Origin of the sequence: Duganella qianjiadongensis (assembly GCF_009857915.1) — a bacterium.
Classification (GTDB): domain Bacteria; phylum Pseudomonadota; class Gammaproteobacteria; order Burkholderiales; family Burkholderiaceae_D; genus Rugamonas; species Rugamonas qianjiadongensis.
The window spans coordinates 225,733-251,900 of the sequence record NZ_WWCM01000005.1 but is presented as its reverse complement, the minus strand read 5'-3'; the positions used below and the strand labels follow the sequence as shown (position 1 = coordinate 251,900).

27 protein-coding genes are annotated in these 26,168 nt (G+C 61.2%); 7 read left to right on the top strand and 20 right to left on the bottom strand.

What is annotated here, in order from left to right; all coding sequences use genetic code 11:
- Positions 1-106: 106 nt before the first annotated feature.
- Positions 107-1,792 (top strand): S53 family peptidase, encoded by a 1,686-nt coding sequence (locus GTP27_RS09825; RefSeq protein ID WP_161039000.1) that lies wholly within the window; start codon positions 107-109, stop codon positions 1,790-1,792.
- Here the strand turns inward: GTP27_RS09825 and GTP27_RS09820 are convergent.
- On the bottom strand, positions 1,786-3,180 hold the full coding sequence (locus tag GTP27_RS09820) for a DUF2799 domain-containing protein (protein WP_161038999.1): 1,395 nt from the start codon (positions 3,178-3,180) through the stop codon (positions 1,786-1,788). The genes GTP27_RS09825 and GTP27_RS09820 overlap by 7 nt on opposite strands.
- A gap of 189 nt (positions 3,181-3,369) precedes the next feature.
- Here GTP27_RS09820 and GTP27_RS09815 point away from each other — a divergent pair, with 189 nt between their 5' ends.
- Positions 3,370-3,855: a hypothetical protein gene (locus tag GTP27_RS09815; RefSeq protein ID WP_161038998.1), complete on the top strand. Its 486-nt coding sequence runs from the start codon at positions 3,370-3,372 to the stop codon at positions 3,853-3,855.
- Here GTP27_RS09815 and fusA read toward each other — a convergent pair.
- The gene (gene fusA / locus GTP27_RS09810; RefSeq protein WP_161038997.1) at positions 3,839-5,941 is read right to left on the bottom strand and encodes an elongation factor G; all 2,103 of its coding nucleotides are present in this window, start codon (positions 5,939-5,941) and stop codon (positions 3,839-3,841) included. The genes GTP27_RS09815 and fusA overlap by 17 nt on opposite strands.
- Positions 5,942-6,083: 142 nt before the next feature.
- Here fusA and GTP27_RS09805 point away from each other — a divergent pair, with 142 nt between their 5' ends.
- Entirely contained in the window at positions 6,084-7,145 is a 1,062-nt protein-coding gene (locus GTP27_RS09805; RefSeq protein WP_161038996.1) for a phospholipase A, read from the top strand.
- On the opposite strand, the gene GTP27_RS09800 is transcribed toward GTP27_RS09805, so the two are convergent.
- The 10 genes from GTP27_RS09800 to mltG all read right to left on the bottom strand — a co-directional run bounded on the left by GTP27_RS09800 (position 7,142) and on the right by mltG (position 13,943).
- The gene (locus GTP27_RS09800; RefSeq protein ID WP_161039065.1) at positions 7,142-7,339 is read right to left on the bottom strand and encodes a hypothetical protein; all 198 of its coding nucleotides are present in this window, start codon (positions 7,337-7,339) and stop codon (positions 7,142-7,144) included. The two genes, GTP27_RS09805 and GTP27_RS09800, sit on opposite strands and share 4 nt — an antisense overlap.
- Positions 7,340-7,481: 142 nt before the next feature.
- Positions 7,482-7,730 carry a hypothetical protein gene (locus tag GTP27_RS09795; RefSeq protein WP_161038995.1) on the bottom strand — a complete coding sequence of 83 codons (249 nt, stop codon included), beginning with the start codon at positions 7,728-7,730 and terminating at the stop codon, positions 7,482-7,484.
- A gap of 58 nt (positions 7,731-7,788) precedes the next feature.
- Positions 7,789-8,712: a class I SAM-dependent methyltransferase gene (locus GTP27_RS09790; protein ID WP_161038994.1), complete on the bottom strand. Its 924-nt coding sequence runs from the start codon at positions 8,710-8,712 to the stop codon at positions 7,789-7,791.
- Positions 8,713-8,860: 148 nt separating this feature from the next.
- Positions 8,861-9,538, bottom strand: a complete 678-nt coding sequence (locus tag GTP27_RS09785; RefSeq protein ID WP_161038993.1) for an ankyrin repeat domain-containing protein — start codon at positions 9,536-9,538, stop codon at positions 8,861-8,863.
- Between the two features lie 17 nt (positions 9,539-9,555).
- Positions 9,556-10,335 (bottom strand): TatD family hydrolase, encoded by a 780-nt coding sequence (locus tag GTP27_RS09780; protein WP_161038992.1) that lies wholly within the window; start codon positions 10,333-10,335, stop codon positions 9,556-9,558.
- Between the two features lie 34 nt (positions 10,336-10,369).
- Positions 10,370-10,891: a GNAT family N-acetyltransferase gene (locus tag GTP27_RS09775; RefSeq protein ID WP_161038991.1), complete on the bottom strand. Its 522-nt coding sequence runs from the start codon at positions 10,889-10,891 to the stop codon at positions 10,370-10,372.
- 6 nt (positions 10,892-10,897) lie between these two features.
- The gene (locus GTP27_RS09770; protein ID WP_161038990.1) at positions 10,898-11,278 is read right to left on the bottom strand and encodes a PilZ domain-containing protein; all 381 of its coding nucleotides are present in this window, start codon (positions 11,276-11,278) and stop codon (positions 10,898-10,900) included.
- 10 nt (positions 11,279-11,288) lie between these two features.
- The gene (locus tag GTP27_RS09765) at positions 11,289-12,323 is read right to left on the bottom strand and encodes a DNA polymerase III subunit delta' (RefSeq protein WP_161038989.1); all 1,035 of its coding nucleotides are present in this window, start codon (positions 12,321-12,323) and stop codon (positions 11,289-11,291) included.
- Between the two features lie 3 nt (positions 12,324-12,326).
- Positions 12,327-12,950: a dTMP kinase gene (tmk, locus tag GTP27_RS09760; protein ID WP_161038988.1), complete on the bottom strand. Its 624-nt coding sequence runs from the start codon at positions 12,948-12,950 to the stop codon at positions 12,327-12,329.
- 3 nt (positions 12,951-12,953) lie between these two features.
- Entirely contained in the window at positions 12,954-13,943 is a 990-nt protein-coding gene (gene mltG / locus GTP27_RS09755; protein ID WP_161038987.1) for an endolytic transglycosylase MltG, read from the bottom strand.
- Between the two features lie 164 nt (positions 13,944-14,107).
- On the opposite strand from mltG, the gene ygfZ reads away from it, so the two are divergent.
- The 3 genes from ygfZ to GTP27_RS09740 are packed head-to-tail and all read left to right on the top strand — an operon-like array spanning position 14,108 to position 16,147.
- Positions 14,108-15,124 (top strand): CAF17-like 4Fe-4S cluster assembly/insertion protein YgfZ, encoded by a 1,017-nt coding sequence (gene ygfZ, locus GTP27_RS09750; protein ID WP_161038986.1) that lies wholly within the window; start codon positions 14,108-14,110, stop codon positions 15,122-15,124.
- 1 nt (position 15,125) lies between these two features.
- Positions 15,126-15,413 (top strand): DUF4936 family protein, encoded by a 288-nt coding sequence (locus GTP27_RS09745; protein WP_161038985.1) that lies wholly within the window; start codon positions 15,126-15,128, stop codon positions 15,411-15,413.
- The gene (locus tag GTP27_RS09740; protein ID WP_161038984.1) at positions 15,404-16,147 is read left to right on the top strand and encodes an NRDE family protein; all 744 of its coding nucleotides are present in this window, start codon (positions 15,404-15,406) and stop codon (positions 16,145-16,147) included. The genes GTP27_RS09745 and GTP27_RS09740 overlap by 10 nt, the downstream gene beginning before the upstream one ends.
- A 35-nt stretch (positions 16,148-16,182) precedes the next feature.
- On the opposite strand, the gene GTP27_RS09735 is transcribed toward GTP27_RS09740, so the two are convergent.
- From GTP27_RS09735 to GTP27_RS09710, 6 genes are all read right to left on the bottom strand, one after another.
- Positions 16,183-17,532, bottom strand: a complete 1,350-nt coding sequence (locus GTP27_RS09735; RefSeq protein ID WP_161038983.1) for a 3-oxoacyl-ACP reductase — start codon at positions 17,530-17,532, stop codon at positions 16,183-16,185.
- A gap of 13 nt (positions 17,533-17,545) precedes the next feature.
- Positions 17,546-17,977, bottom strand: coding sequence for a GNAT family N-acetyltransferase (locus GTP27_RS09730; protein WP_161038982.1), 432 nt, complete (start codon positions 17,975-17,977; stop codon positions 17,546-17,548).
- Positions 17,977-18,975 carry an NADP-dependent oxidoreductase gene (locus GTP27_RS09725; protein WP_161039064.1) on the bottom strand — a complete coding sequence of 333 codons (999 nt, stop codon included), beginning with the start codon at positions 18,973-18,975 and terminating at the stop codon, positions 17,977-17,979. Before GTP27_RS09725 ends, GTP27_RS09730 begins: the two co-directional genes overlap by 1 nt.
- A 20-nt stretch (positions 18,976-18,995) precedes the next feature.
- On the bottom strand, positions 18,996-19,778 hold the full coding sequence (locus GTP27_RS09720) for an SDR family oxidoreductase (protein WP_161038981.1): 783 nt from the start codon (positions 19,776-19,778) through the stop codon (positions 18,996-18,998).
- A gap of 6 nt (positions 19,779-19,784) precedes the next feature.
- On the bottom strand, positions 19,785-20,087 hold the full coding sequence (locus GTP27_RS09715; RefSeq protein WP_161038980.1) for a Dabb family protein: 303 nt from the start codon (positions 20,085-20,087) through the stop codon (positions 19,785-19,787).
- Positions 20,088-20,180: 93 nt separating this feature from the next.
- Positions 20,181-21,359 carry an acetyl-CoA C-acyltransferase gene (locus tag GTP27_RS09710; RefSeq protein WP_161038979.1) on the bottom strand — a complete coding sequence of 393 codons (1,179 nt, stop codon included), beginning with the start codon at positions 21,357-21,359 and terminating at the stop codon, positions 20,181-20,183.
- A gap of 185 nt (positions 21,360-21,544) precedes the next feature.
- On the opposite strand from GTP27_RS09710, the gene GTP27_RS09705 reads away from it, so the two are divergent.
- Entirely contained in the window at positions 21,545-23,254 is a 1,710-nt protein-coding gene (locus tag GTP27_RS09705) for an MFS transporter (RefSeq protein WP_161038978.1), read from the top strand.
- Positions 23,255-23,266: 12 nt separating this feature from the next.
- Here the strand turns inward: GTP27_RS09705 and GTP27_RS09700 are convergent, their stop codons facing one another.
- Complete coding sequence (locus GTP27_RS09700) at positions 23,267-23,908, bottom strand: PEPxxWA-CTERM sorting domain-containing protein (protein ID WP_161038977.1); 642 nt, start codon at positions 23,906-23,908, stop codon at positions 23,267-23,269.
- A gap of 162 nt (positions 23,909-24,070) precedes the next feature.
- The gene (locus GTP27_RS09695) at positions 24,071-26,158 is read right to left on the bottom strand and encodes a 3-hydroxyacyl-CoA dehydrogenase NAD-binding domain-containing protein (RefSeq protein ID WP_161038976.1); all 2,088 of its coding nucleotides are present in this window, start codon (positions 26,156-26,158) and stop codon (positions 24,071-24,073) included.
- Between the last annotated feature and the right edge of the window lie 10 nt (positions 26,159-26,168).

Below are 26,168 nucleotides of genomic sequence, written 5' to 3'. Positions count from 1 at the left end.
CTAACTGTGGGCATCTTAGCGTCAAACTAGCGGTAAATGTACGTAAATTTTCACGCAATAAGCATTTCCTGAGATAAACTTTTACCGTTATCTTGAGGAGTACGCCATGCTGCGCCCATCCCAACCTGCCCTTACCCTGTTCGCCGCGACACTGGCGCTTGCCATCAGCAGCAGTGTTTATGCGGATAACCGCCAAAACTGGCGCGCCATCCGCACCCAGACGCCCGATACCAGCGAGTACACGGCAGGGGCAGAATTGCGTTCCGGCGATACGGTGCCGGTGGCCGTCTCCCTGCAATTACGTAATCGCGCGCAACTGGAGACCTTTGCGGCAAACTTGATGTCGGGCACAAGTGGTTCCGCCCTGAGTAGCGAGCAGTTTCTGGCCCAGTACGCGCCCAGCAGTGCGGACGTCGAAGCGGTGGTTCAGCACTTGCGCCAGAGCGGCTACGTCAATATCGAAGTAAGCGAGAACCGTCTGCTGGTCACGGCAGAAGGCACAGCGGCCACTGCCGGCAAAGCCTTCAACGTGCGCATGGCCCGCTACAGCCGGGGCGAACGGCAAGCCTACGCCAACACTAACGCCCCCGTGGTGCCTGCAGCACTGGCCAATATCGTACTCAGTGTGCATGGCCTGCAAACGGTGCACACGGCACACACGGCGCAGATACAGGCGCTCAACGTCAGCACCGCCTATGCCACGGCCGGCAAAGTGGGGCATAGCCCGACGGCCTGGCCCGACATCTACAACGCCAGCGCCTTGCCCACTGCAGCGAAAACCAGCATAGGCATTATCACCGCCGGCGGCGTGAGCCAGACCCTGACTGACCTGAATACCTTCGCCACCAGCGCCGGTTATGCCCGGCCGGCAGTGAGCGTGGTCAACGCGCGCCGCGTCAGCAATGTCAGCAGCACAAGCGATAACACGGCGGAATGGAATATCGATAGCCAGAATGCGCTGGGGGCAGCTGGTGGTGCCGTCAAATCCATGGTGTTCTACAACGCCGCCTCGATGGTGGAATCGGATCTCACGGCAGCCATCAATGCAGCGGTGAGCGCCAACGTGGCGAAAGTCATCAGTATTTCGATCGGTGAATGCGAAACCAATGCGCGTGCCAGCGGCACCGCTGCAGCCGATGACCAGATTTTCCTCGCCGGCATAGCGCAGGGACAGACTTTCGTTGTTGCGTCCGGCGATGCCGGATCGTACACCTGCGGCGGTAGCAGCAGCGCGCAGAGCTATCCGGCATCGTCGCCCTACGTCATCGCAGTCGGCGGCACCTCGCTCAGCACCAGCAGCACAGGTGCCTGGGCCAGCGAGACCGTCTGGGCATGCAGCACCGCCAGTACCTGCGCCAGCAACGGCGGCACTGGCGGCGGCGCCAGCCTGATCGAACCGGCACCCAGCTGGCAGCTGAGTGCGAAAGTACTTGGCACCTCGACACGGCGCGGCGTGCCTGATCTCGCCTTCGCGGGCGACCCCAGCAGCGGTGCCATTACCGTAGTCAAAGGTGCCAAACTCCAGTATGGCGGCACCAGTCTGTCCGCCCCCATCTTCGCCGGCTTCTGGGCCCGCATCCAGTCCGCCAATAATAATCGGCTGGCCTTCCCTGCCCCCGCCCTGTACAAATACGGCGTGGCCCAGACAGGCCTGTTCCACGATGTCACCAGCGGCAGCAACGGCGGCTATAGCGCCGCCAAAGGCTGGGACTACACCAGCGGCTTTGGCAGCCTGAACGTCGGGGCGTTTGCCGCCTTTGTCACCTCTAGCGGCGCCTTCCTCGCTCAGTAGATATTCCGGCGCAGGCTTTCCATGTCGCGCTGATACTGCTCTGCCCACATACGCGCGTCGTCACGGCGGCGCTCGTTGCGGCGTATCTGGTCCAGCAATTCGTGGCGCTCCTGCTCGCGCCGAGCATCCTGCTTCTTGCTTTCCTCGTTGACGACACGGTCCTTGGCTTCGCTGGCATTGCGCATCTCGCGCTCCAGCCGGTTCAGGCGCTGATAGCCATCGTGGACACGGCCGTTGTACTCATCCAGATCATTGGCTGCCTGACGATAGCGCGCTGCGGCAGCCTCGTAATCCTGCCCGCTCACGTAAGCATGCTTGAGCTGGTCACGTTGCTCGGGGCGGCAGACTTCGACGGCCATCCCGCGGTTGGCACGGCCACGCTCGAATGCCACTTCCGGCTGGCAGTAGCGGGCATTCTGTTCCTGCCATGCCGCCGTGTAGACCGAACGGGTAGACGGCAGCACGAATACCTTGTTGCGGTTGGCGTTAGCAATCCTATCCTCCAGCAGGAAGGGTTTGCCATAGCCATCATCGGCACCCGCCTGACGCCAGTAATCGGTCAGGCGGTTTTCCCACGCCAGCCGGTATTCGGTTTCCAGCACTTTCAGCCCCCTGGCGCGCGCTTCCTTGCTGCGCAGGGTGAATTCGCGGCCATTGACGGCATCTTCTGTCCCCAGATTGCGCCAGTAATTAATCAGCTCGCCATTCCATGCGGCCCGGTAGGCATCCTCCTGTACCTGCACGCCAGCACTGCGGGCACGGGCAGCACGGTTCTGCAGCTCGCTGTCCGGCACGCCGTTATGGGCATCGTTATACCCAGCATCCTGCCAGTAAGTGCGGTTACCCGCCTGCCAGCCATTGCTGAATGCGGCTTCGTCGAAGCGCATCTGCATAGCTGCGGCACGGCTGCGCGCGGCTTCCAGCGGGGCACTCATAGGCTGCCCCTCAGTACCGGCAGTGCGGCCTATGGCATGCCAGTAGCTGGAGTTACCCATGGTCCAGCCATCGTCATAGGCCGGACGGTTCAGTGGCGTGCCATGCTTGCGCACTTCGGCACTGCCGACATGCTGCTCGAACTGGGTGGCCAGCAATCCTTTAACGCCATCCTGCTGGCCCCAGCCTGACCACAGATCCCAGTTACCCTGGTTCCAGCCTGCGGCATACTGACCGTCGGCACCTACCGTAGCCTGCTTGCTGTCGGCATGGTCGTCGCAGAATTCCTTGCGCTCGGCGAAATTGGCTGGCTCACCGGCGATCCCATCCTTATGGCCGATGGCATTCCAGTCGCCGACCTTGCAGTCGGCAATGCGCTGCATCGTGCCGGCGCAGCCTGCCAGCAGAAACGGCAGGGCCAGTATCAGAGGGCGGAGGCGTAACAGAGCTTTCATAACAGTCCCGGTGAGTGAATTCGGGGCGATTATATGGCAAATCTGACAAAGGAAAACAGGCTTTCTGGTTAGCACTTGTTACAGATGTAATGGCGCTGTGACCGCTAGTTTCACAGGCGTGAAGAATTCTGCCGGAGCCGCTGTGCGGCTGGCTATAATGGCTCACTTTTCCCGACTGACAGGATCACAATGAAAAGCAGTCTGATCACGGCCACTTGTCTGATCTTGGCAGCGCACAGTGCGCAAGCCCAGAGTTTCGAGACTATCGAAGCGAGCCCCATGAATGAACTCTGGGTCAACGGCGGCTTCTACTCCTACCACTTCCAGCGTAACAAGAACCTCAACGACAGCAATCCGGGGCTGGGGCTCGAATACCGTTTTTCCAGCGTCGCGTCGGTGACGGCGGGACGCTTCTACAATAGCGACCGCAGCTATTCCAACTATGCGGGCGTGTACTACCAGCCATGGCAGATCGGGCCGGTACGCCTGGGCGCCGTTGCGGGCGGTTTCAATGGCTATCCGAAAATGCGGCAAGGCGGCTGGTTCCTCGCCGCCATACCGACCGCCAGCTTCGAATACCAGCGGGTCGGCGTGAATGTCGCCGTAGTGCCCACCTATAAGGACAGGCTCTACGGCGCCATTTCAGTCCAGCTCAAATTCAGGCTTTACGAATAGTGCCCTGCTCGAGCAGATGCTTGGGCACGGCGGCATAATGCTTGAATTCCATGGTGTAGGTGGCCCGTCCCTGGGTAAGCGAACGTAAGCTGGTCGAATAGCCGAACATCTCGGCCAGCGGCACCAGCGCACGGATGATCTTGCCGCCACCACCGGGAATTTCATCCATGCCCTGCACCATGCCGCGCCGCGCCGTCAGATCGCCCATGGCATTGCCCATGAACTCTTCCGGCGTTTCCACTTCCACCTGCATGACCGGCTCCAGCAGCACAGGATCGGCACGCCGCATGGCATCCTTGAACGCCATCGAACCGGCCATGCGGAAGGCGTTCTCGTTGGAATCCACGTCATGGTAGGAACCGAAAGTAAGCGTCACTTTCACGTCCACCACCGGATAGCCGGCCAGCACGCCGGTACGCAAGGTCTCCTGCACGCCTTTATCGACGGCCGGGATGAACTCGCGCGGCACCACCCCGCCTTTGATGGCGTCGACAAATTCATAGCCCTTGCCCGCCTCTAGCGGCTCCACCGTCAGCACCACGTGGCCGTACTGGCCACGCCCGCCCGATTGCTTGACGAACTTGCCCTCCACATCGCTGGCAGTGCGCTGGATCGTTTCGCGGTAGGCCACCTGCGGCTTGCCCACGGCCGCTTCCACGCCGAATTCGCGGCGCATGCGGTCCACCAGTATCTCCAGATGCAGCTCGCCCATGCCGGACATGATGGTCTGGCCGGATTCTTCATCCGTATGGACACGGAACGACGGATCTTCCTGCGCCAGCCGGTTCAGGGCCATGCCCATCTTCTCCTGATCGGCCTTGGTCTTGGGCTCCACCGCCTGCGAAATCACCGGCTCCGGAAACACCATCTTCTCCAGCACGATCACCTTGTCCGGCGCACTCAGGGTATCGCCCGTGGTGACGCCTTTCAGGCCCACCGCCGCCGCAATATCACCCGCGTACACCTCCTTGATTTCCTTGCGTTCGTTGGCATGCATCTGCAGAATACGGCCCAGACGTTCCTTCTGGCCCTTGGTCGGGTTATAGACCATATCGCCCGAATTCACCACGCCCGAATACACACGGAAGAAGGTCAGCTGGCCCACAAACGGGTCCGTCATGATCTTGAACGCCAGCGCGGCGAAGGGATCGTCATCGCTAGGATGGCGTTCGACGGGCTGGTCATCCTCGTCATGGCCGGCAATGGCGGGCACGTCCGCCGGCGAAGGCAGATATTCCACCACTGCATCGAGCATGGCCTGCACGCCGCGGTTCTTGAAGGCGCTACCGGCCAGCATGGGCACGATTTCATTGCGGATGGTGCGCGCGCGCAGGCCCGCCTTGATCTCGGCCTCGCTCAGCGGCGTGCCTTCAAGGTATTTCTCCAGCAGCACAGGATCGCCCTCCGCGGCCGCTTCCACCATACGCTCATGCCATTCCTGCGCCTGCGCCTGCAGTTCTGCCGGTATGGCCTGATAGCTGAACTTTACGCCCAGACTCGCGTCGTCCCAGTGGATGGCCTGCATCTTGACCAGATCGATCACGCCATGGAAGTCGTCTTCCGCGCCCAACGGAATCTGGATAGGCACAGCCACCCCTTTGAGGCGGCTGGCGATCTGCTCGCGCACGCGGAAGAAATCGGCGCCGACGCGGTCCATCTTGTTGATGAAGGCAATGCGGGGCACGGCGTATTTATTCGCCTGGCGCCACACGGTTTCCGACTGCGGCTGCACGCCGCCGACAGCGTCATACACCATCACGGCGCCGTCCAGCACGCGCATGGAACGCTCCACCTCGATGGTAAAGTCGACGTGGCCGGGCGTATCGATGATGTTGATGCGATGCTCGGGGAAATTGCCGGCCATGCCTTTCCAGAAGGCTGTGGTCGCTGCCGACGTAATGGTGATCCCGCGTTCCTGCTCCTGCTCCATCCAGTCCATGGTGGCGGCGCCGTTGTGCACTTCACCGATCTTGTGATTCACACCGGTATAGAACAGGATACGCTCGGTCGTGGTAGTTTTACCGGCGTCTATGTGGGCGCTGATGCCTATGTTGCGATAGCGCTCGATGGGGGTTTTGCGGGTCATCATCTGCTCCTTGTTCAGCAATTTCAAATCAGGGAGGCACAGGTGCGGCAGTTCGCGCCAAATTCAAGGGTGCGGCCAACAGGCTTGCTTAGCGGTGGGAACTGTTTTCTGTACAATAAACCATCGTTATGCGGAGTTCTCCATGAAAGTCATCGCACTGCCCCTGCTGTTACTTGGTGCTGCCGGTCCGGCCAGCGCCAGCAGCGATCTGGAACAGCGGCTGGAACGCTGCGCGCTGCTGGGTGATGCCAGTGCGCGACTGGCCTGCTACGACGGTCTGAGCAAAGCGCCAGTCGTACCGGTAGGCAGCGCAGTGGCTGCCCTGCCGGCCGATCCTACCCAGCCGCCCGCACCGCCAGTGGCGCCTACCTTGCCGCCGCAACTGGCAAAACTTGCTACCGTACCGTCCTCGCCCGGCATTTCGCGCATGACCCAGCTGTGGGAGCTTGATAGCGCCAGCAAGCGCGGCGTGTTCAATTTCCGCCCGCACCGCGATACCTATATTCTGCTGGCCAACTACAGCACCAGCTCCAATGATGCACCATTTGAAAATTTTACGCCGGCAGGCATCCAATCCCAGCATACCGAGCTGATGTACCAGCTCAGTTTCAAAATGAAACTGATGGAACAGGTAGCGCAAACCCCGGTGGATCTATGGTTTGCCTACACACAGGAAAGTTTCTGGCAGGCTTACAATCGCGCTGCGTCCAGCCCCTTCCGCGAAACCAACTACCAACCGGAACTGATGGCGACGGCGCCATTCAACCTGTCGCTTGGCGTGATCGATCTGCGCTATCTGACGCTGGGCGCCGTGCACCAGTCGAACGGACAGACTTCCACGCTGTCGCGCAGCTGGAACCGGGTCTACCTGGAGCTGGGGGCGGAAAAAGAACGCTTCGGCCTGACCTTCCGCCTGTGGAAACGGCTCGATAATGCCCGCTCCAACAACGACAATTTCGATATCGCCGACTATCTCGGTCATGGCGACCTGCAGGCCAGCTATCGGGTGGACGGACACGAATGGTCAGTGCTGGCACGGCGCAATTTCAAGAAGCAGAATGGCGCCCTGCAGCTAGGCTGGGCCTTCCCCGTGCGTGCCAATCTGAAAGGCTATGTGCAGGCGTTCAGCGGCTACGGCCAGAGTCTGATCGACTACAACTATACGCAGAAGTCGCTGGGCGCCGGTTTTCTGGTGGATTTCTAGCGGGAAGAACCGCGCAATACGCGCGCCGGCAGCAGCACGATGGCACGCAGCAGCTCGAACACGCCTTCCACGCCTATGCCTATCAGGCGGAATGGCAGCAGGATCAGCCAGCACAGCGGATAGGCCAGCAGCGCCAGCAAAGCCAGCGGCCAACAGAGAAACAGCAAGACCAGCCACAGCAGAAATCCCAGCATCATGCGCTCCCGAACAGGATAAATATTGTCAATGCTGACACTTTAGGCATGCCCCCGTTCCGCTGCAATTGGCATGCGACCAACTGCAGATAGCGCGGATCAACGGTAGCAAATCAGGCATGAATGGTGGCCCGGCGCCGGCTCACTGGCCGAGGCAGATAATCTTGGTCTGGTATTCGCTGGCGTTGGGCTTCTTGCGGTTCGCCCAGTCTATGGCTTGCTGGGCCTGCTCGATGGTCAGTACGGACGCCTTGTCCTTGGACTTGATGAACGATACGCCTTCAAACACACCTTCCTTGCTGCGCATGACCTTGGCAAATACGGGCGGTTTGGCCGCGCCGTCGACTATCCGGTTCTGCTGCACGAGGTAGCGCTGATCGATTTCCTGCATGATATTCCTTCGCTAAAAAGGCGGAATATACGCGTTCTGACGATCAGCGCCTAGGACTTTATGCGTAGACCGCGCCGTAACTGGCCGGCTGCAACGCTGCCTGGTACAGCAGGCTGGCCTGCAAGGTGGTCTGTAGCGAAGGAATGCTGCCGCCAGCACGATACTGGAAGCTGACCTGCAGCACATCGCCCTCGCGCGCCGTGACCGGCAGTTCCAGCGGCAGCACCATGTAGTGGTTGAGCCAGTCTATGGTGCTGTTACGCTCCGGCACCACGGCGAGAATGTTCTTGGTGACGAAGCGCAGCGCATTGATCACGCCGTCACGCTCGATGACGAACTTGCCTTGCCATGCGTAGCTGAGTTCATTCGGCTGGGTGAAATCGATAATGCTGTAGACGGCGGGCTGGGCCAGCTCTATGGTGCCGGAATAGCTGACGCCAGTTTCCTGAAACTGCACGATGGGCGCGTAATAGCCTTCGAAGTCGAACTCCTGCTGCAAGGGCTGCACCGCCATGATCACAGCCTCCGGCAGAAACACCGGCAGCGGACCGCCGAAACGCTCGGTGTAGCGCCGCTTGAACGATTCGATCACTTCCACCTGCTTCTCGCGCAGCATGCCGACGTGAATCATTTCACAGATCACCACATCTACCGGCTCGGGCGGCAGATACTCGAACGCATCGGCATGGATCACTTCCACTTTCTCGCCCTTGGGATTGAGGGCCAGCATACGGCGCGCTTCCTGCACCATGTCGGGATTGAATTCGACGCAATAGACCTTGTCGGCCTTGTCCGCTGCGAACCATGACAGCACGCCCGTTCCACCGCCAAGCTCCAGCACCTTGGCGCCCGGTTTGACAGCGTAGTCGATCGCCGCCTTGAAACTACACATACGGTTCTGGTCCATCAGCATGTTGTGATGGTAGTGGACTGGAATGAATTGCCCCAGATAGCAGCTTTCAATCTCGCGTTCGTTCAGCATGGTTATCCTCAAGAATACCGTCCAGTCTCTGGTTGCTGGACGTATAAGCATTATGCTTAACGATTCCCTGAAGCAATGCTCCGAATTAAAGCCTGTTTGCCGCTCAATTCAACTCATAGGAGAATGACGCTGCGCGGGATCGCCGCGCTCAGGGCTGCGCCTTGCGTGCGATAAAGTCATTAATGGCCTTGGCGATCCAGGGTTTCTCTGCCTTTGCGGCAAACTCGGCGGCATTGTAATGAAATCCGCCATCCTTGCGCAGCGGATCGGCGCCCCGCTCCAGCAGGAATAACACGGCTTTTTCCTGTCCCTCGCGGGCCGCCAGCATCAGCGGCGTCATGCCCGATGGCGCTTCGGCATCGATATGGGCCTTACGTTCCAGTAGCAGCTCAGCGACTTCGATACTGCCTGCAGCGACCGCGTAATGCAAAGCTGTCCAGCCCGGCTGCTCCACCCTGGCGCCATGGGCCAGCATTTCCACTACGGCTGGCTTATTGCCGCGGAAGGCAGCCATCATCAGCGCCGTATTGCCATTCGGCGCACGCGCTTCCAGATCGATGCGCGGCTGTTTCATCAGCAAGCTGGCGACACGATAGGCCTCGTTGCGCATGGCGACGATCAGGGCCGTCTCGCCGCTGCCGTCGCGCGCATTGGGATTGGCGCCGCGTGCCAGCGCCGCGCTCACGCCGGAAACATTGTCGAGCTGGGCCGCACGCAGCAGATCCACTTCATCATCGGTCTCCGCCTGCACTACAGCGGGCGACAGCATGGCAGCAGCGCTGACCAACAGCGCAGCGATAGTCAGGCGGCGATAAGGGCTGGACATGGTTTCGCTCCGGCTAGTCAGGACTGTGGCTGGAACAGGCGGAAGAAGTTAGCCGTGGTCTGCTCGGCTACCTGTTCGACCGATACGCCCTTCAGCCTGGCGATATATTCGCCCACGTGGGCTACAAATCCCGGTTCGTTCATCTTGCCCCGATAAGGTACCGGCGCCAGATACGGTGCATCGGTTTCTATCAGTATGCGCTCGAGCGGCAATTCCAGCGCCACGGCCTGCAATTCCTTGGCGCTCTTGAAGGTCACTATCCCCGAGAAGGAAATATAGAAGCCCATCTCGATAGCGGCCCGCGCCACTTCCAGCGATTCGGTAAAGCAGTGCATCACGCCGGCCACACCGCCGGCATCGGTACCGGCCCCCTCTTCGCGCATGATGCGCAGGGTATCCTCGCTGGCGCTGCGGGTATGGATGATCAGCGGCTTGCGGCACTGGCGCGAAGCGCGGATGTGGGTGCGGAAACGCTCGCGCTGCCACTCCAGATCGCCTTGCAGGCGGAAATAGTCCAGCCCCGTCTCGCCGATGGCAATAATCTTGGGATCGTCAGCCAGTTGCACCAGCTGTTCCACGCTAGGTTCGGGCGTATCCTCGTAATCGGGATGCACGCCCACCGAAGCGTAGATATGCGGGTACTGATGGGCCAGCGCCAGCACTTGCGGAAAATCCGGCAAATCCACCGACACGCACAGCGCGTGGGTGACTTTGTTGTGGGCCATCTGGGCCAGCACTTCGGGCATGCGAGCGGCCAGCTCGGGAAAATTGATGTGGCAGTGGGAATCGATAAACATGGCGCGATTGTACCCCAAGCTGCCTGCCGCCACCTCAGGCCACGCGCTTGCCCAGAATGATCAGGTCGCGCTCGACGCCGTCCAGATTGGCCACCTTGGGCAAATGGGCCCAGCTAGCAAAGCCGAACTTGGCGAACAATCCGAGGCTGGGCTGGTTATGGCCGAAGATAAAGCCCAGCAAGGTGTGCACCTTGATAGCGGGCGCATGGGCAATCGCCTGAGCAATGCAGTAGCCGCCCACGCCTTTGCCGCGCCAGGCCTCGACGATGTAGATCGAAATCTCGGACGTGCCCGAATAGGCCGGTCGGCCATAGAAATTCGAATACGACATCCAGCCCAATATCTCCGGCTGAACGGCCGTATCGTCGGCCCGTTCGATGATCCACAGCGGGCGCTTCTCCGGCGTGTGCTCGTGGAACCACGGCAGACGCGATTCGACCGCAACCGGCTCGGTATCGGCCGTCACTTCGCGCGAAGCGACGGTGCTGTTGTAAATGGCAACGATAGTGGGTAAATCGTCCAGCGTGGCGATGCGGTGGCGGAATGCAGTAGTCATGGAAAGTCAGATGGTGTGGGTAGCGCGGGCCGAACGTAGCGCCGCACCGAGAAATTCTTCAATCCGCAGACGGGCCCGCTGGCCGCTTTCGTCGTCGGGGAAATGCACGCCTATCCCTTGGGCGCGGTTGTTATTGGCGCCAGCAGGGGTAATCCATGCGACTTTGCCGGCGATCGGGTATTTATTCGGATCGTCCATCAGCGACAAGATCAGATAGATTTCGTCGCCTATCTTGTAGGGCTTCTGGGTAGGCACGAACATGCCGCCGTTCTTCAGAAACGGCATGTAGGCCGCATACAGGGCAGCCTTTTCCTTGATCGCCAGCGACAGCACCGTAGGCCGCGCCAGCGGCGCAGCAGTCTGGGTGATGGGGTTGACGGTGGACATGGTGGTTTCCTCAGGCGCAGCAAGCCGCATAATCGAGCAACATATCCTCAAGGAACAGCTTGGGCGACAAGGGATGATCAGCCACCGCGCGCCGTTCGTTAGCCCGTTTGATCGCTGCCAGCAGCCGGCTCACATGGATCTTCTCGGCCAGTTGCGCCAGTTCCTTCTGGTAGCGCGGATAGTAACGGATATTTCCCGCCAGTTTGTAGGAAAACACATCATAAAGCCAGCGCTGCAAACAGGAAACCTGCGTACTAAGTGGCAATTTCTGTAGCTTGTCCGCCACCCGCAGCGCATTTTCCACACTGGGCCGGGCCAGCATCTGCAGCAGTATTTCCAGTTCCTCCCGGTTGCCGCCTTCCGCCTGGGCCAGCGCCGTCAGTGGCGCACCGCCCTGCTCGCGCAACCAACTATCGGCATCAGGCACACCCTGCGCCTTGAGCCAGGCCAGCGCCTCCGCATGGCTGGGCATGGGCAGCGCGAACTTGCGGCAGCGCGACAAAATAGTAGGTAGCAAGCGGTCCAGACTATTACTCGACAGCAGGAACACGGTTCCCGGTGGCGGTTCTTCCAGCGTCTTCAGCAAGGCATTCGAGGCAGGCAGATTGAGCGCTTCGGCCGGATACAGCACCACCACACGCAAGCCCTGACGGTGGGTGGAAATATTCATGAAGTCGGCCAGATTACGGATCTGCTCGATCTTGATCTCGCGCGATGGCGTCTTGCTGGACTTGGCGGTCTTTTTGGTTTCCCCCTCGCCGTCCTCGCCGTCGGCTGGCAGTTCGTCCTCCAGCGCTTCCGGCCGGATGCGCCGGTAGTCGGGGTGATTCGCCTGCAGGAACCAGCCGCAGGACGCGCAATGGCCGCAGGCATGGCCGTCCGCCAGCACCGCCTCGCACAGCAGACTCTGGGCAAAGCGCTCGATGAAATCGGCCTTGCCGGTACCGGCAGCGCCGTGGAACAGGATAGCGTGCGGCATGCGGCTGCGCAGCGTCTGCAGCTGCTGCCACGCGGCCTGCTGCCATGGGTATAGGGTCGCGCTCATCGTTCAGGCAGCCAGCAAAGCATCAAGTATGCTGGCCAGTTCGGCCTGGATGGCTTCGATGCTGCGGGTCGAATCGATGATACGGAAACGCTGCGGGAACTGGGCCGCGCGGCGCAGGTACTCGTTACGGGTAGCGGCAAAGAAATCCGCTTTTTCCTGCTCGAACTTGTCCAGATCGCGCGTGGCATCGAGCCGCGCGCGTGCCACGTCCAGCGGCACATCGAACAGGAAAGTCAGGTCCGGCTGCAGATCGGGATGCACCCACTGCTCGAGCGCATCGAGCTTGCTCAAGGCCAGGCCGCGGCCACCGCCCTGATAGGCGAAGCTGGCATCGGTGAAGCGGTCGGACAGCGCCCATGCGCCGCGTTCCAGTGCCGGCGCGATCACCTGCGCAATATGCTCGCGCCGGCTGGCGAACATCAGCAGCGCTTCGGTTTCCAGATGCATTTTTTCGTGCAGCACCAGATCGCGCAGCTTTTCGCCCAGTGGCGTGCCGCCCGGTTCACGCGAGCTCACCAGCGCTATACCTGCGCGCTGGATATGGGCGCTGACAAAGGCAATGTGGGTGGATTTTCCGGCACCGTCTATGCCTTCGAAAGTGATGAATTTACCGCGTTGTTGAGTCATTGATTATCTTTGGTACTTGTTGACCGCCCGGTTATGGTCAGTCAAATTATCGGAGAACTGGCTGGTGCCGTTGCCCTTGGAAACAAAATACAGGGCGCCCGTCTTAGCTGGCGCCAGCGCCGCTGCCAGCGACTGCACGCCCGGCAAAGCGATAGGCGTAGGCGGCAGGCCGTTGCGCGTATAGGTATTGTACGGCGTGTCCGTTTCCAGATCCGATTTGCGGATCTTGCCGTCGTAGCGGGCGCCCATGCCGTAGATCACGGTGGGATCGGTCTGCAGCATCATGCCGATTTTAAGGCGGTTGACGAACACGCCGGCGATCATGCCGCGTTCGGACTTCTGGCCAGTTTCCTTTTCCACGATCGAAGCCATGATCAACGCATCGTAAGGCGTCTTGTAAGGCAAGGCCGGATCGCGCCGGGCCCACGCATCGTTGAGCCGGGTCAGCAGCATGGCGTGCGCCTGGCGGTAGATATGCAGGTCGCTCGAACCTTTGGCAAACAGATAGGTATCGGGGAAGAACAGGCCCTCCGCCTGGGTGTATTCCGAACCGATGGCACTCAGCAGCTCCTTGTCGGACAAGGCGATAGAGTCGTGCTTGAGGCCCTGATGGGCGGCGATGGCAGCGCGCATCTGGCGGAAGGTCCAGCCTTCGATGATGGTCAGCTGTTCCTGGGCAAATTCGCCGCGCACCAGCTGGTCCAGCAATCCCAGCGGCGTGGTACCGGGCTTGAGTTCGTAGGTACCGGCTTTGAGCTTGCTGCTCTTGCTGGTGATCCGCGCCAGCAGGTTGAACAGCAAGGGCTGCACCGGCGCACCGGCTTCCGCGATCTGCTGCCCCGCAGCATGCGCACCGCTACCGGGAGTAATGGAGAATTCTATCGCTTCGACTTCATCCCCGACGATGGGATGCTGCGACCAGTACATAAAATAGCCTGCACCGGCGAGCGCGCTCATAAAGAGCAATATGATTATTTTCTTAACAAATGCCATGGTCGGGACGGGATTGTGGGTCTATTGTCTACTAAATCGCACAGCTTGCCAGTTCTTGGCTGGCAACGCCAGTGTCATGTTTTGCGCCGTGTCCGACGCGATCTGCTCGACATCACTATAATGAGCCCGTAATGATAATGCTTTAATCGTTAAATCGAAAAATTATGTCTATCTGGAACGAATTATTAGCGCCCAAAGCGCAATCCCTGAACACCACCCAGCTGGCCGCCGGCTTTGTCGCGCCGCTACTCGATCAGGGTCTGATTGCCCTCGACGGCGAGGAATCCGCCCACTTCCTGCATGGCCAGCTGACCAATGATGTCGAACATCTGGGTGCCGACGAAGCCCGACTGGCCGGCTACTGCTCGCCCAAGGGACGCATGCTGGCGTCCTTCCTCATGTGGCGCAGCGGTAGCACCCTGCTGCTGCAACTGCCGCGCGAAATCCAGGCCGCCGTGCAGAAGCGCCTGTCGATGTTCGTGCTGCGCGCCAAGACCAAGCTCAGCGATGCAAGCGAAATGCCCGAGCACGAAGTCGTCATCGGGCTGGGCGGCGGCCTGGCCGAAGCCGTGCTGCAGACCTGGTTCGAACCGCTGCCGGCGCGGCCTTACAGCAAGATCAGCCATCCGCTGGGCACGGTAATCCGTCTGGCCGACGCTCTGGGCGCAGCGCGCTACCAGTGGCTGATGAGCAAGGATGTGGCCCGTACCGTCCTGCCGGAACTGGCCGAGCGTCTGACGGTGGGCGATGCCGCCGCATGGCACCTGTCCGCCATCCACGCGGGCGTGCCGCAGATCGGCAAAGCGACACAGGAACAGTTTGTCCCGCAGATGGTCAATTTCGAACTGCTGGGCGGCGTCAACTTCAAGAAGGGTTGCTATCCCGGTCAGGAGATCGTGGCACGCAGCCAGTATCTGGGCAAACTCAAGCGCCGCACCACGCTGGTGACGATACAGGATCCGGCCGCTGTCGCCGGCGCCGAAGTATTTGCCACGGCAGACCCCGAGCAGCCTTGCGGCATGATCGTCAACACGGCGCCGAACGGCCGTGGCGGCATCGACGCGCTGGTGGAAATGAAGCTGGCCGCGATCGAAGCCGCTTCCGTGCGGCTGGGCTCAGCCGAAGGGACGGCGCTGGAATTCCACCCCATGCCTTACGTGCTGGACGCGCTCGACGTCTGATATGGATCTGTACATCTATTACCGCGTCGACCAGACGCTGGCGGATGCATTGCTGCCGCAAGTACAGGCCATGCAAGCCGGTCTGGCTGCGGCCAGTGGCGTACAGACCGCTCTCAAGCGCCGCCCGGAAAGCAAGGACGGTGTGCAGACGTGGATGGAAGTGTATGGCGCCACCGCGCCGGAATTCGCCGACACGCTGGCTCAGGCCGTTGCGCAGGCTGGTCTGAGCCGCTACATCAGCGGTGAACGCCATAGCGAAGTTTTTGTGGATGTCGTGCCATGTGCCTGATCGTCTTTGCATGGCAAGTCGTGCCGGCCGTCCCGCTGATTGCCGCCGCCAACCGCGACGAATTCTATCAGCGCGCCACCGCAGCGGCGGGCTACTGGCCCGAGCACCCGCGCATTTATGCGGGGCGCGACCTGCAGGCCGGTGGCAGCTGGATGGGCATTACCCACGCCGAGGATGGCGGCCCGTCGTCGCGCTTTGCCGCGATCACCAATATACGGGCACCGGCCGAACACCGCGACGATGCGCCTTCGCGCGGCAGGCTGGTGGCTGATTTTCTGGCTGGCAGTATGACGCCGGAAGAATACGTGGCGCAGATCCGCCCCGGAGCACAGGCCTACAACGGCTTCAATCTGGTGCTCAGCGACGGCAAGACGCTGATCTGGTACGCCAACCGTGGCGACGCCGATCCCCGCAACGGCAAGCCGCTGGAGCCCGGCGTGTATGGCCTGTCGAATGCGCTGCTGGACGCACCGTGGCCGAAAGTGGTCAAGACCAAAGCCCAGTTCGCCAGCCTGCTATGTCTGGGCGCGCCCGATGAAGCCTATTTCGAAATGCTGTCCGACACTACGACGGCGCCGGACATGCGCTTACCGGAAACCGGTGTCTCGCTCGACGTCGAACGCATGCTGTCGGCCGTGCGCATCGAAAGCCCGGCTTACGGCACCCGCACCTCCACCGTGGTGAAGCTGTACGCGCAGGCGCCCGCTACCCTGCACGAAGTACAGGTGCACTAGACCTCCGCTGCCGTGGCAGAAAGACCGGCGCCAGCTCAGGCGCCGATCAGTCCTTGTCCGCAGACGCGGATGGTATTGCCCGTCAGACCGTATGCGCCGGGCGTGGCGAGGAAGGTAATCAGTTCCGCCGCATCGCGTGGCTGGCCGCCCTGCTGGACTGAGTTCAGGCGCCGCCCCATTTCCCGCATCAGGAAAGGCATCTTGGCCGTCATCGCCGTCTCGATAAAGCCGGGCGCCACAGCATTCATGCAGATCCCGCGCTTGCCCAGCCGGCCCGCCTGCGCCGCCACATAGGCCGTCAGCGCCGCCTTGGTATAGGCATAGTTGGTCTGGCCGAAATTACCGGCGATGCCACTGATCGAGGACAGGCAGACCACACGGCCACCATCGCGCAGCGTGCCATCGTTCATCAGCACGCCATCTAGCGCAGTGATGGCGGCGAAATTCACCGACACAACCTGTTCCCACTGCGCTTGCGTCATGTTGGCGATGGTGCGGTCGCGCGTGATGCCGGCGTTGTGGATCAGAATATCGAGTCCGCCGAAATGCTCGCGGAAGTAGGCGGACAGGCGCGCAGGCGCATCGTCTGCCGTAATATCGAGCGCCAGCGCGCTGGCACCTATGCGGCTACAGGTCTGCTGTAGTTCCTGCTCCACTGCGGGCACATCGAGGCAGACCACCTGCGCGCCCTCCTGCAGCAGCCGCTGCGCCACCGCCAGACCGATGCCGCGTGCGCTCCCCGTCACCAGCGCCACCTTGCCCGCCAGTGCCGCGCTGTAAGGCAGATGTGCCGGCGCCGCCGCCGTGCTGGTCACGCTGACTGCCTGGCCGGAAACATAGGTGGTCTGCACGCCGCAGAAGAAGCGCACCACGCCTTCCAGCCGCTGCACGGCATCACGCGCCACATAGGCCGTATTCACCGTCACGCCTTTGCGGCCCAGTTCCTTGCCCAGCGAACGGGCAAAGCCCTCCACCCCGCGTGCCGCAGCCAGCGCCACCGGATCGGCGCCTGCTTCATGCAGCGCCGCGACGATCAGTACCCGACCGTTCACGGCCAGCTTGCGCGCCAGCGCGTGGAAAGTTTCATACAGGGCGCGGCTATCGGCCGGCGTGGCGCAGCCTGTGGCATCGAACACCACGATATCGATCTTTTCCTCTTCGGGCTGGGCCAGCGGCGCTCCGCCACCGGAGCGCAGCGCAGCCAGCAAGGCTGCTTCCGCGTAACCGTTGGCCGCCGCTCGCAGCACGATGCGCTTAGCGGCAAACGGCGCCGCATCATACCCGGCCTCGCAACGCGCCAGTTCCACCGGATTGGGCAGTCCTAGCGCCTTGGCCAGACGGCCCGTGAGCGGGTTGCGGTTCAGTGCGGTAATAAAATCAGCCATCAGTTCTTGCCTTTCAGTAGCGATACACCATGTTGATGTGGGCAATGCCAGCTTCGTAGAATTCGTCGCCTTCGACCACAAAGCCATGGCGCAGGTAGAACGGTGCGGCGTGGGTCTGGGCACTCAGCGCCAGCACGCGGTCGCCCCGTTCGTATGCGCGCGCCATCAGCGCCTGCAGCATCAGCCCGCCGGCGCCACTGCCGCGCGCGATTTTGCGCACCGCCATCCGGCCTATATGTCCATCAGGCAGCAGCCGGCCCGTGCCTACCGCTACACCTGCCGCGTCGTAGGCGATGGCATGGATGCAGAGCGCATCCATCTGGTCCATTTCCAGTTCGGCGGGAACGTTCTGCTCCTGCACAAACACTTCCATACGGATGCGCTGGGCCTGCTCTTTCATGCGCGGCCAGTCGCCTAGCGTTACGGTCATTTTATTCTCGCTCATCAGATCAGCCTCACCAGTTGTTTGCCCAGATTCTGGCCTTGCAGCAGGCCGATGAAGGCCTGCGGCGCGGCGGCCAGCCCATCGGCAATGGTTTCATGATATTTAAGCTGACCGGCGGCAACCAGCGCAGCCAGCTCCTGCAAGCCTTGCGGCCACAGCTCCATATGCTCGGTGACGATGAAACCGCGCAGCGACAGGCGCTTAATCAGCAGGATGCGCGAATTCTTGAGCGGCATTTCCTGCCCGTTGAAGCCGCCGATCAGGCCACACAGCGCAATGCGCGCAAACGCATTGGTGCGCGCCAGCGCCGCATCCAAAGTAGCGCCGCCGACATTTTCAAAGATGCCATCAACCCCATCGGGCGTTGCGGCGGCCAGATCGGCCTCCGGCCGGCCTGCCTTGTAGTCGACACAGGCATCAAAGCCCAGCACATCGCGCACATGTGCGCATTTGGCAGCGCCACCGGCGATGCCCACCACCCGGCAGCCGCGCAGCTTGGCCAGCTGTCCGACCACGCTGCCCACGGCGCCACTGGCCGCGGAGACCACCACGGTTTCACCGGCCTTGGGCAGGATGATCTGCGTCAGGCCATACCAGGCCGCCATGCCGGGCATGCCAGCAGCGCCCAGATAGACCGACAGCGGCACCTGAGCGATATCGAGCTTGCGCAAAGCGCTGCCGTGCGCTGCGCCCATTTCAGCCCAGCCCAGCAGACCGGCAGCGTAATCGCCGGCGGCAAAATCCGCATGGCGGCTGGCCACCACCTGCCCCACGGTATTGCCTATCATGGTCTCGTCCAGTGCCTGCGAAGCGGCATAACTCTTGGCCGCGCTCATGCGGCCACGCATATACGGGTCTAGCGACAGATAGTGGTTGCGCAGCAGCACTTCACCGTCCGCCAGTGCGGGCACAGCCACTTGCTCCAGCCGGAAGTTTTCCGCCACGACGGGCCCGCGTGGGCGGGCCGCCAGTACGATGCGCTGATAACTTGCCGGTATATCCAGTGTCAAACTCTGCGTCATACTGCCGACACCCCGCCATCGACCGCCAGTATCTGGCCCGTGATATGCTTGCCCGCATCGGAGGCGAACAGCACGGCCGCACCTTTCAGGTCTTCATCGTCGCCCAGACGACCCAGCGGCGCATCTTTGGCCAGCTGGTCGGCCCCCATCTGGGCCAGCAGGCCGTGCGTCATTTTGGACGGGAAGAAGCCCGGCGCCAGCGCATTGACGGTAATGCCGAAGCGGCCCCACTCGCCGGCCAGCGTGCGGGTGAAGTTCACCACCGCGCCTTTGGAGGTGTTGTAGGCGATGGTCTGCATGGTGCCGGGCGGGTTGCCGGCCAGACCGGCAATGGACGCGATGTTGATGATGCGGCCATACTGGCGCGGAATCATCGAGCGCTTGCCGACCAGTTGCGACACGAGGAAAATGCCGCGTATATTCAGGTTCATCACCTTGTCCCAAGCAGCAACCGGATGATCCTCGGCCGGAGCACCCCAGCTGGCGCCGGCATTGTTAATCAGAATGTCGATATGACCGAGCTGGGCCAGCGCCGCCGTCACCAGTGCGTCGGCGTCCGCTTCGCTGGACAGGTCAGCCGCCACCGCGCTGGCCGCGATGCCCCGTTGCGCGAGGAAGGCCACCGCCTGATCCAGCTCAGCCTGTTTGCGTGAAGAAATCACCACGCGGGCGCCCTGTTCGCCCAGCGCCAGCGCCATTTGCAGGCCCAGCCCGCGCGAGCCGCCCGTGACCAATGCCGTTTTACCGGCCAGAGAGAATAATTCCTGAGTAGTACGCATAGCGATTCAGACCTCGTAATCCATGCACTGGCGTGCTTCGCGCACGGCGCCGAAGAACGGCTTCAGTGCCACATGTTGGGGATGCTGCTGATAGGCGTCCAGCGCGGCCTTGTCAGCAAATTCGGAGTACAGCAACACGTCGTAGGTCGCTTCCAGCCCTGGCTGGGCCACCACGGTTTCCAGCTTGAGTAGGCCCGGCACGATGCCGGCGCAAGCGTCCAGCATGGTTTTCATCCGGGCGGCATTGGTGGCGCGGTCGGCGCCTTCGGCGTGCTCTTTGAGCTTCCACATGACGATGTGCTTGATCATGGCTTTCCTGTGCGGCGCTGCGCGCGCCAATTGGTTGATGTCGCGCGCAGCATACCGCTTTTAGGCCGCCAGCACCACCGCAGGCAGGCCGGCTCAGACCACTTCGAACAGGCCGGCCGCGCCCTGACCGCCGCCTATGCACATGGTGACCACCACATATTTGACGCCGCGGCGCTTGCCTTCGATCAGCGCGTGACCGGTCAGACGGGCACCCGATACGCCATACGGATGGCCCACGGCGATCGCGCCGCCATTGACGTTGAGGCGATCCATGGGGATGCCGAGCTGGTCGGCGCAATACAGCACCTGCACGGCAAATGCTTCATTGAGCTCCCACAGGCCGATATCTTCCACCTTGAGGCCCGCTTTTTTGAGCAGCTTGGGTATCGCATACACGGGGCCTATGCCCATTTCGTCCGGCTCGCAGCCGGCAACGGCAAAGCCACGGAAGATGCCCAGCGGCTGCAGCCCCCTGGCCGCCGCAGTGGCGGCGCTCATCACGATGGCCATGGAAGCACCATCGGAAAACTGGCTGGCATTGCCGGCGCTGATCACGCCGCCCGGCACTGCCGTGCGGATTTTCGCCACGCCTTCGTAGGTGGTATCGGCCCGTATGCCTTCATCGGCACTGATGGTCACTTCGCGCGAGAGCAGCATGCCGCTGGCCTTGTCGGCCACGCCCATCACCGTCGTCATGGGCGCGATTTCGGTGTCGAACAGGCCGGCAGCCTGTGCCGCCGCCGCGCGCTGCTGGCTCTGCACGCCATATTCATCCTGCCGCTGGCGGCTGATGTTGTAGCGTTTGGCCACCGTTTCTGCCGTTTGCAGCATGGGCCAGTACACCTCGGGTTTGTGTTGCGACAGCCACACTTCCTTATACATGTGCAGATTCATTTCCTGCTGAACGCAAGAAATCGACTCCACCCCGCCAGCCGCATAGATATCGCCTTCGCCCGCGATGATGCGCTGGGCCGCCGTAGCGATGGTCTGCAAGCCGGAGGAACAGAAACGGTTGATGGTCATGCCGGCCGTGCTGACCGGGCAGCCGGCGCGCAGCGCGATCTGGCGCGCGATGTTGCCGCCGGTGGCCCCTTCCGGATTGGCGCAGCCCACCAGCACATCTTCCACTTCGCCTGCTTCCAGTCCGGCACGGCTGATGGCTGCCTGCAAAGCATGACCGCCCAGCGTGGCGCCATGGGTCATATTGAAAGCGCCTTTCCACGATTTGGCCAGCGGGGTACGTGCAGTCGAAACGATTACAGCATCCATCATCGAAGTCTCCGGTATAGGTTAGAAAACCCAGCATAGCACAAATAAGCACGGTCGTTCGTAAAACCTCTGTAAGCGGGCGGTAAGTTCTCCGCAAGCACTGCGTAAGTTACACGGCTCAGACTAGCCACAGGCTGGTGAAGGTGCAATCTTTCCAGCGATAACAATAAAGAATTCAGGAGACCAACATGGTGCGAGGCGCCGCGGCACGCCCACTGCATCCATCTGCGCCGCTTACGCCGCAGGAACGCAAGGTCATCATCGGGTCATCGCTCGGTACCGTGTTCGAGTGGTACGACTTTTATCTGTATGGTGCGCTGGCGCCGATTATCGCCAAGCAGTTCTTTGTCAGCGATAGTACGACCAGCTTCATCTTTGCCCTGCTGGCCTTTGCTGCCGGCTTTCTGGTGCGCCCATTCGGCGCGCTGGTATTCGGTCGCCTTGGCGATCTGGTCGGTCGCAAGCATACCTTCCTGATCACCATATTCATCATGGGCGGCTCCACTTTCCTGGTGGGCCTGCTGCCGGCCTATCATGCCATCGGCATTGCCGCACCCATCAGCCTGGTGGTGCTGCGCGTGCTGCAGGGGCTGGCGCTGGGCGGCGAATATGGCGGCGCCGCCACCTATGTAGCCGAACATGCGCCGCCCGGCAAACGCGGCCTGTTCACCTCGTGGATACAGACCACGGCCACGCTGGGCCTGCTACTGTCCTTGCTGGTGATACTGGGCACGCGCATGGCGACAGGCGAAGCCGAATTTGCCCACTGGGGCTGGCGCGTACCGTTTCTGGTTTCCGTCATCCTGCTGGGAATTTCCGTGTGGATCCGCATGTCGATGAAGGAATCGCCCATGTTCGCCCGCATGAAAGCGGAAGGGCGCGGTTCCAGCGCACCGATACAGGAAGCCTTTGGCCGCTGGCCCAATCTGCGCCTGGCGATTATCGCCCTGTTCGGCCTCACCATGGGGCAGGCCGCCGTCTGGTACACGGGCCAGTTCTATGCCCTGTTCTTCATGACCCAGACGCTGAAGATCGATGGCGCCAGCGCCAACCTGATGAGCGCCATGTCGCTGGCGCTGGCCACGCCTTTCTTTATCGTATTCGGCAAGCTATCCGACCGCTATGGCCGCAAATGGATCATCCTCAGCGGCTGTGTGCTGGCTGCCGCCACTTATTTCCCTCTGTTCGGCGCGCTGACCCACTACGGCAATCCGGCGCTCGAAGCAGCGCTGGAAAAAGCCCCGGTCACCCTGCTTGCCGATCCGGCTTCCTGCCATTTCCAGTTCAGTCCCAGCAACACGATCCGCTATCCCTCATCCTGCGATATTGCCGCCAGCCTGCTATCGCACGCCTCGGTCGCCTACACCCATGAGCATGCAGCAGCCGGCAGCATCGCGCGCATACGCATAGGCAGCAAGGAATTGCAGGCATTTAATGCGAGCATGACGGAGACAGGGCTGGACTTCGATCTGGCCAGCAAACTGGCCGAGAGCCAGCTCAGAAAAGCGCTGGCGGTCAGCATCAAGGCAGCAGGCTACCCCAGCCGCGCCGATGAAAGCCAGATCAACAAGACCATGGTGGTGCTGATCCTGTTCGTGCTCGTACTATATGTCACCATGGTGTACGGGCCGATTGCGGCCATGCTGGTCGAGATGTTCCCTACCCGCATACGCTACACCGCCATGTCGCTGCCCTATCATCTGGGCAATGGCTGGTTCGGCGGGCTGCTGCCTACGGTCTCGTTTGCACTCGTGGCGTATCACGGCGACATCTATTACGGCCTGTGGTATCCCATCGTCATCGCACTGGTGACGGCCGTGGTGGGCACGCTATTTCTGCGTGAAACCAATGGCGCCGAGCAAAAGCAAAAGGCCGCACATGGCGGCCTTGAGGACTAATTCAGCTTCGAATTAAGCTGCTTGCTTGCGGCGACGGGCGACAAGACCTACCAGACCCAGACCAGCGAGCATCATGGCATAGGTTTCCGGCTCAGGTACGGCAGCCACATTCGAACCGGTGAACTCGACGCGCAGACCGGTCGGATTGCCAGTGGCCTGACCCCAGTTGGTCACGACGAATTGCAGGGTATTGTTACCGGCAACGAAACCGTTGCCTGCGCTGGTAGCAAAGCTACTCCAGCTGGTGAAGCCATTGGAACTACCAATCTGAGTACCGTTCAGCAGCACTACCGCGGTGTTATCGGCAGCAAAACGGCCAGCCAGCGCGGCAGTATGGGCATCATAGCCGGTCAGATTGAAGGACAGCGAATAGGTGTAGGTGCCGTTTGCGCTCGGATCAAACGACTGCGCCTGATTGGCAGTCGGCGTGATCCATTTCGAATCGGTGCTGTTTGCCAGCCATGGGCTGATAGGCCAGACATTGTCGAAAGTAACGACAGGAACCGAAACCTTGTTCTCGTTGCTCAGCGAGTAGTGGGTGTCGGCGGTGCCGCTGGCGCCCACACCGGTGTTGACCAGACCGTTGATGCTGGCAGCGTGGGCCGAAGTGAAAGCAGCGGCAGCGATCAAGGCAGCGATGATGGTACGTTGCATAATTTCCCCATGATGGATATTGGATGTAAAGAGCGCTAGCCTCACTCAAAAACATAACAAGAGGAAACTTTCGCTACCATGGAGAAATTATAGCAAGTATTTTGCCGAAATGTTCACGCATAGAAAAATAAATTCCAATAAAGCACGCAAACATTCCATAAATCAACTATTAAAGCCTTTTCCTTCACTCGCCAGACGGGTCAGCAGCGGTGCCGGCTGCCACGCACTGCCCTGATAAGCACGGGCATACTGCGCCATGGCCGACAGGACATTCGGCAAGCCTACCGTGTCGGCATAGAACATCGGTCCACCACGGAACAGGGGGAATCCGTAGCCGGTCAGATACACCATGTCGATGTCGGAGGCGCGCAGCGCGATCCCTTCTTCCAGAATATGCGCGGCCTCGTTCACCATCGCATACACCAGCCGTTCGACGATTTCCTGATCGCTGATCTGGCGGCGGGTCAGTCCCAGATCGGCCGAATGCTGGACGATCATGGCATTCACCTGTTCGTTCGGGTAGGCTTTGCGGTCGCCGGCCTTGTAGTCGTACCAGCCACCGCCCGTCTTCTGGCCGAAACGGCCCATTTCGCACAGCAGATCGGCGCTACGCGAATAGGTGATTTCCGGCGACTCGACAGCGCGGCGCTTGCGGATGGCCCAGCCGATATCATTGCCCGCCAGATCGCCCATGCGGAACGGTCCCATGGCGAAGCCGAACTTCTCGATGGCCTGATCGACCTGTTCCGGCAGCGCGCCTTCATCCAGCAGGAAGCCGGCCTGACGGCTGTACTGTTCTATCATGCGGTTGCCGATGAAGCCATCGCACACGCCCGACACCACGCCGGTCTTTTTAAGCTTCTTGGCCAGTGCCAGAGCGGTGGCCAGCACATCCTTGCCGGTCTGCGCGCCGCGGACAATTTCCAGCAGCTTCATGACATTGGCAGGGCTAAAGAAATGCAGGCCGACCACGTCCTGCGGGCGGCTGGTGAAGCTGGCAATGCGGTTCAAGTCCAGTGTCGAGGTATTCGAGGCCAGTATGGCGCCCTGCTTCATCACGCTATCCAGCTGGCGGAACACGGTTTCCTTCACGCCCATGTCCTCGAACACCGCTTCCACCACGATGTCGGCCTGCGCAATGTCGCCATACGCCAAAGTACCCGTCAGCAGTGCCATGCGCTGGTCCAGCTTTTCCTGCGTCAGCTTGCCCTTCTTCAGCGTGTTCTCGTAGTTTTTGCGGATAGTGGCCATGCCCTTGTCGAGCGCATCCTGGCGGGTTTCCAGCAGTACCACGGGAATACCGGCATTCAGGAAGTTCATGGCTATACCGCCGCCCATGGTGCCTGCACCGATGACGGCAGCCTGCCTGATGCTACGCACCGGCGTGTCGGCCGGCACATCGGGCACCTTGCTGGCCACGCGCTCGGCGAAGAAGGCATGGCGCAATGCTTTCGATTCGGTGGTCTGCATCAGATGCAGGAAGCGTTCACGCTCGAACTTCAGGCCGTCTTCGAATTTTTTGGTGACGGATGCCGCTACCGTCTCTACGCACTCCAGCGGGGCCGGGAATGGGCCGGCCATGGCTTTGACGGTGTTGCGCGAAAACTGCAGAAAAGCCTCATGGTTGGGATAGTCAACCTTGCGTTCGCGTACTTTCGGCAGCGGACGCGCATCGGCCACGCTGGCGGCAAACGCCACTGCCTGCGCCAGCAGATCGGAGCCAGCTTCGAACACGGCATCAAACAGGGCCGTACCGGCCAGTTTTTCCGATGCTACCGGCGTACCGGAGACGATCATATTCAGCGCCATTTCCAGCCCCAGTACCCGAGGCAGACGCTGGGTGCCGCCCGCGCCCGGCAGCAGGCCCAGCTTTACTTCCGGCAGCGCGATCTGCGCACCCGGCAGCGCCACGCGGTAGTGGCAACCGAGGGCCAGCTCCAGCCCGCCGCCCATGCAGACCGTATGGATAGCTGCAACCACCGGCTTGGCCGAATTTTCGACCGTGGCAATCAGGGTATGCAGACTGGGCTCGGCCAGCGCCTTGGGCGAGTTGAATTCCTTGATATCGGCGCCGCCGGAAAAAGCCTTGCCGGCACCCGTGATGACGATGGCTTTGACTGCCGCATCGGCCGCAGCCTGCTGCAGTCCCTGCACAGCGGCAGTACGGGTTGCCAGCCCCAGACCGTTGACGGGTGGATTATTCAGCGTAATAACGGCTACCGCGCCGTGAACCTGGTATTCAGCAGTCATGTCTCTTCCT

Bases quoted from the DNA above. Each gene is read 5' to 3' on its own strand.
- tmk (WP_161038988.1), bottom strand. From the start codon at position 12,950: ATGACTCAACAACGCGGTAAATTCATCACTTTCGAAGGCATAGACGGT.
- GTP27_RS09740 (WP_161038984.1), top strand. From the start codon at position 15,404: ATGTGCCTGATCGTCTTTGCATGGCAAGTCGTGCCGGCCGTCCCGCTG.
- GTP27_RS09805 (WP_161038996.1), top strand. From the start codon at position 6,084: ATGAAAGTCATCGCACTGCCCCTGCTGTTACTTGGTGCTGCCGGTCCG.
- GTP27_RS09695 (WP_161038976.1), bottom strand. From the start codon at position 26,158: ATGACTGCTGAATACCAGGTTCACGGCGCGGTAGCCGTTATTACGCTG.
- GTP27_RS09745 (WP_161038985.1), top strand. From the start codon at position 15,126: ATGGATCTGTACATCTATTACCGCGTCGACCAGACGCTGGCGGATGCA.
- GTP27_RS09770 (WP_161038990.1), bottom strand. From the start codon at position 11,278: ATGTCCACCGTCAACCCCATCACCCAGACTGCTGCGCCGCTGGCGCGG.
- GTP27_RS09705 (WP_161038978.1), top strand. From the start codon at position 21,545: ATGGTGCGAGGCGCCGCGGCACGCCCACTGCATCCATCTGCGCCGCTT.
- GTP27_RS09795 (WP_161038995.1), bottom strand. From the start codon at position 7,730: ATGCAGGAAATCGATCAGCGCTACCTCGTGCAGCAGAACCGGATAGTC.
- GTP27_RS09815 (WP_161038998.1), top strand. From the start codon at position 3,370: ATGAAAAGCAGTCTGATCACGGCCACTTGTCTGATCTTGGCAGCGCAC.
- GTP27_RS09820 (WP_161038999.1), bottom strand. From the start codon at position 3,180: ATGAAAGCTCTGTTACGCCTCCGCCCTCTGATACTGGCCCTGCCGTTT.
- GTP27_RS09825 (WP_161039000.1), top strand. From the start codon at position 107: ATGCTGCGCCCATCCCAACCTGCCCTTACCCTGTTCGCCGCGACACTG.
- GTP27_RS09710 (WP_161038979.1), bottom strand. From the start codon at position 21,359: ATGATGGATGCTGTAATCGTTTCGACTGCACGTACCCCGCTGGCCAAA.
- fusA (WP_161038997.1), bottom strand. From the start codon at position 5,941: ATGACCCGCAAAACCCCCATCGAGCGCTATCGCAACATAGGCATCAGC.
- GTP27_RS09775 (WP_161038991.1), bottom strand. From the start codon at position 10,891: ATGACTACTGCATTCCGCCACCGCATCGCCACGCTGGACGATTTACCC.
- GTP27_RS09730 (WP_161038982.1), bottom strand. From the start codon at position 17,977: ATGAGCGAGAATAAAATGACCGTAACGCTAGGCGACTGGCCGCGCATG.
- GTP27_RS09800 (WP_161039065.1), bottom strand. From the start codon at position 7,339: ATGCTGGGATTTCTGCTGTGGCTGGTCTTGCTGTTTCTCTGTTGGCCG.
- GTP27_RS09700 (WP_161038977.1), bottom strand. From the start codon at position 23,908: ATGCAACGTACCATCATCGCTGCCTTGATCGCTGCCGCTGCTTTCACT.
- GTP27_RS09780 (WP_161038992.1), bottom strand. From the start codon at position 10,335: ATGTTTATCGATTCCCACTGCCACATCAATTTTCCCGAGCTGGCCGCT.
- GTP27_RS09785 (WP_161038993.1), bottom strand. From the start codon at position 9,538: ATGTCCAGCCCTTATCGCCGCCTGACTATCGCTGCGCTGTTGGTCAGC.
- GTP27_RS09720 (WP_161038981.1), bottom strand. From the start codon at position 19,778: ATGCGTACTACTCAGGAATTATTCTCTCTGGCCGGTAAAACGGCATTG.
- GTP27_RS09765 (WP_161038989.1), bottom strand. From the start codon at position 12,323: ATGAGCGCGACCCTATACCCATGGCAGCAGGCCGCGTGGCAGCAGCTG.
- ygfZ (WP_161038986.1), top strand. From the start codon at position 14,108: ATGTCTATCTGGAACGAATTATTAGCGCCCAAAGCGCAATCCCTGAAC.
- GTP27_RS09790 (WP_161038994.1), bottom strand. From the start codon at position 8,712: ATGCTGAACGAACGCGAGATTGAAAGCTGCTATCTGGGGCAATTCATT.
- mltG (WP_161038987.1), bottom strand. From the start codon at position 13,943: ATGGCATTTGTTAAGAAAATAATCATATTGCTCTTTATGAGCGCGCTC.
- GTP27_RS09715 (WP_161038980.1), bottom strand. From the start codon at position 20,087: ATGATCAAGCACATCGTCATGTGGAAGCTCAAAGAGCACGCCGAAGGC.
- GTP27_RS09735 (WP_161038983.1), bottom strand. From the start codon at position 17,532: ATGGCTGATTTTATTACCGCACTGAACCGCAACCCGCTCACGGGCCGT.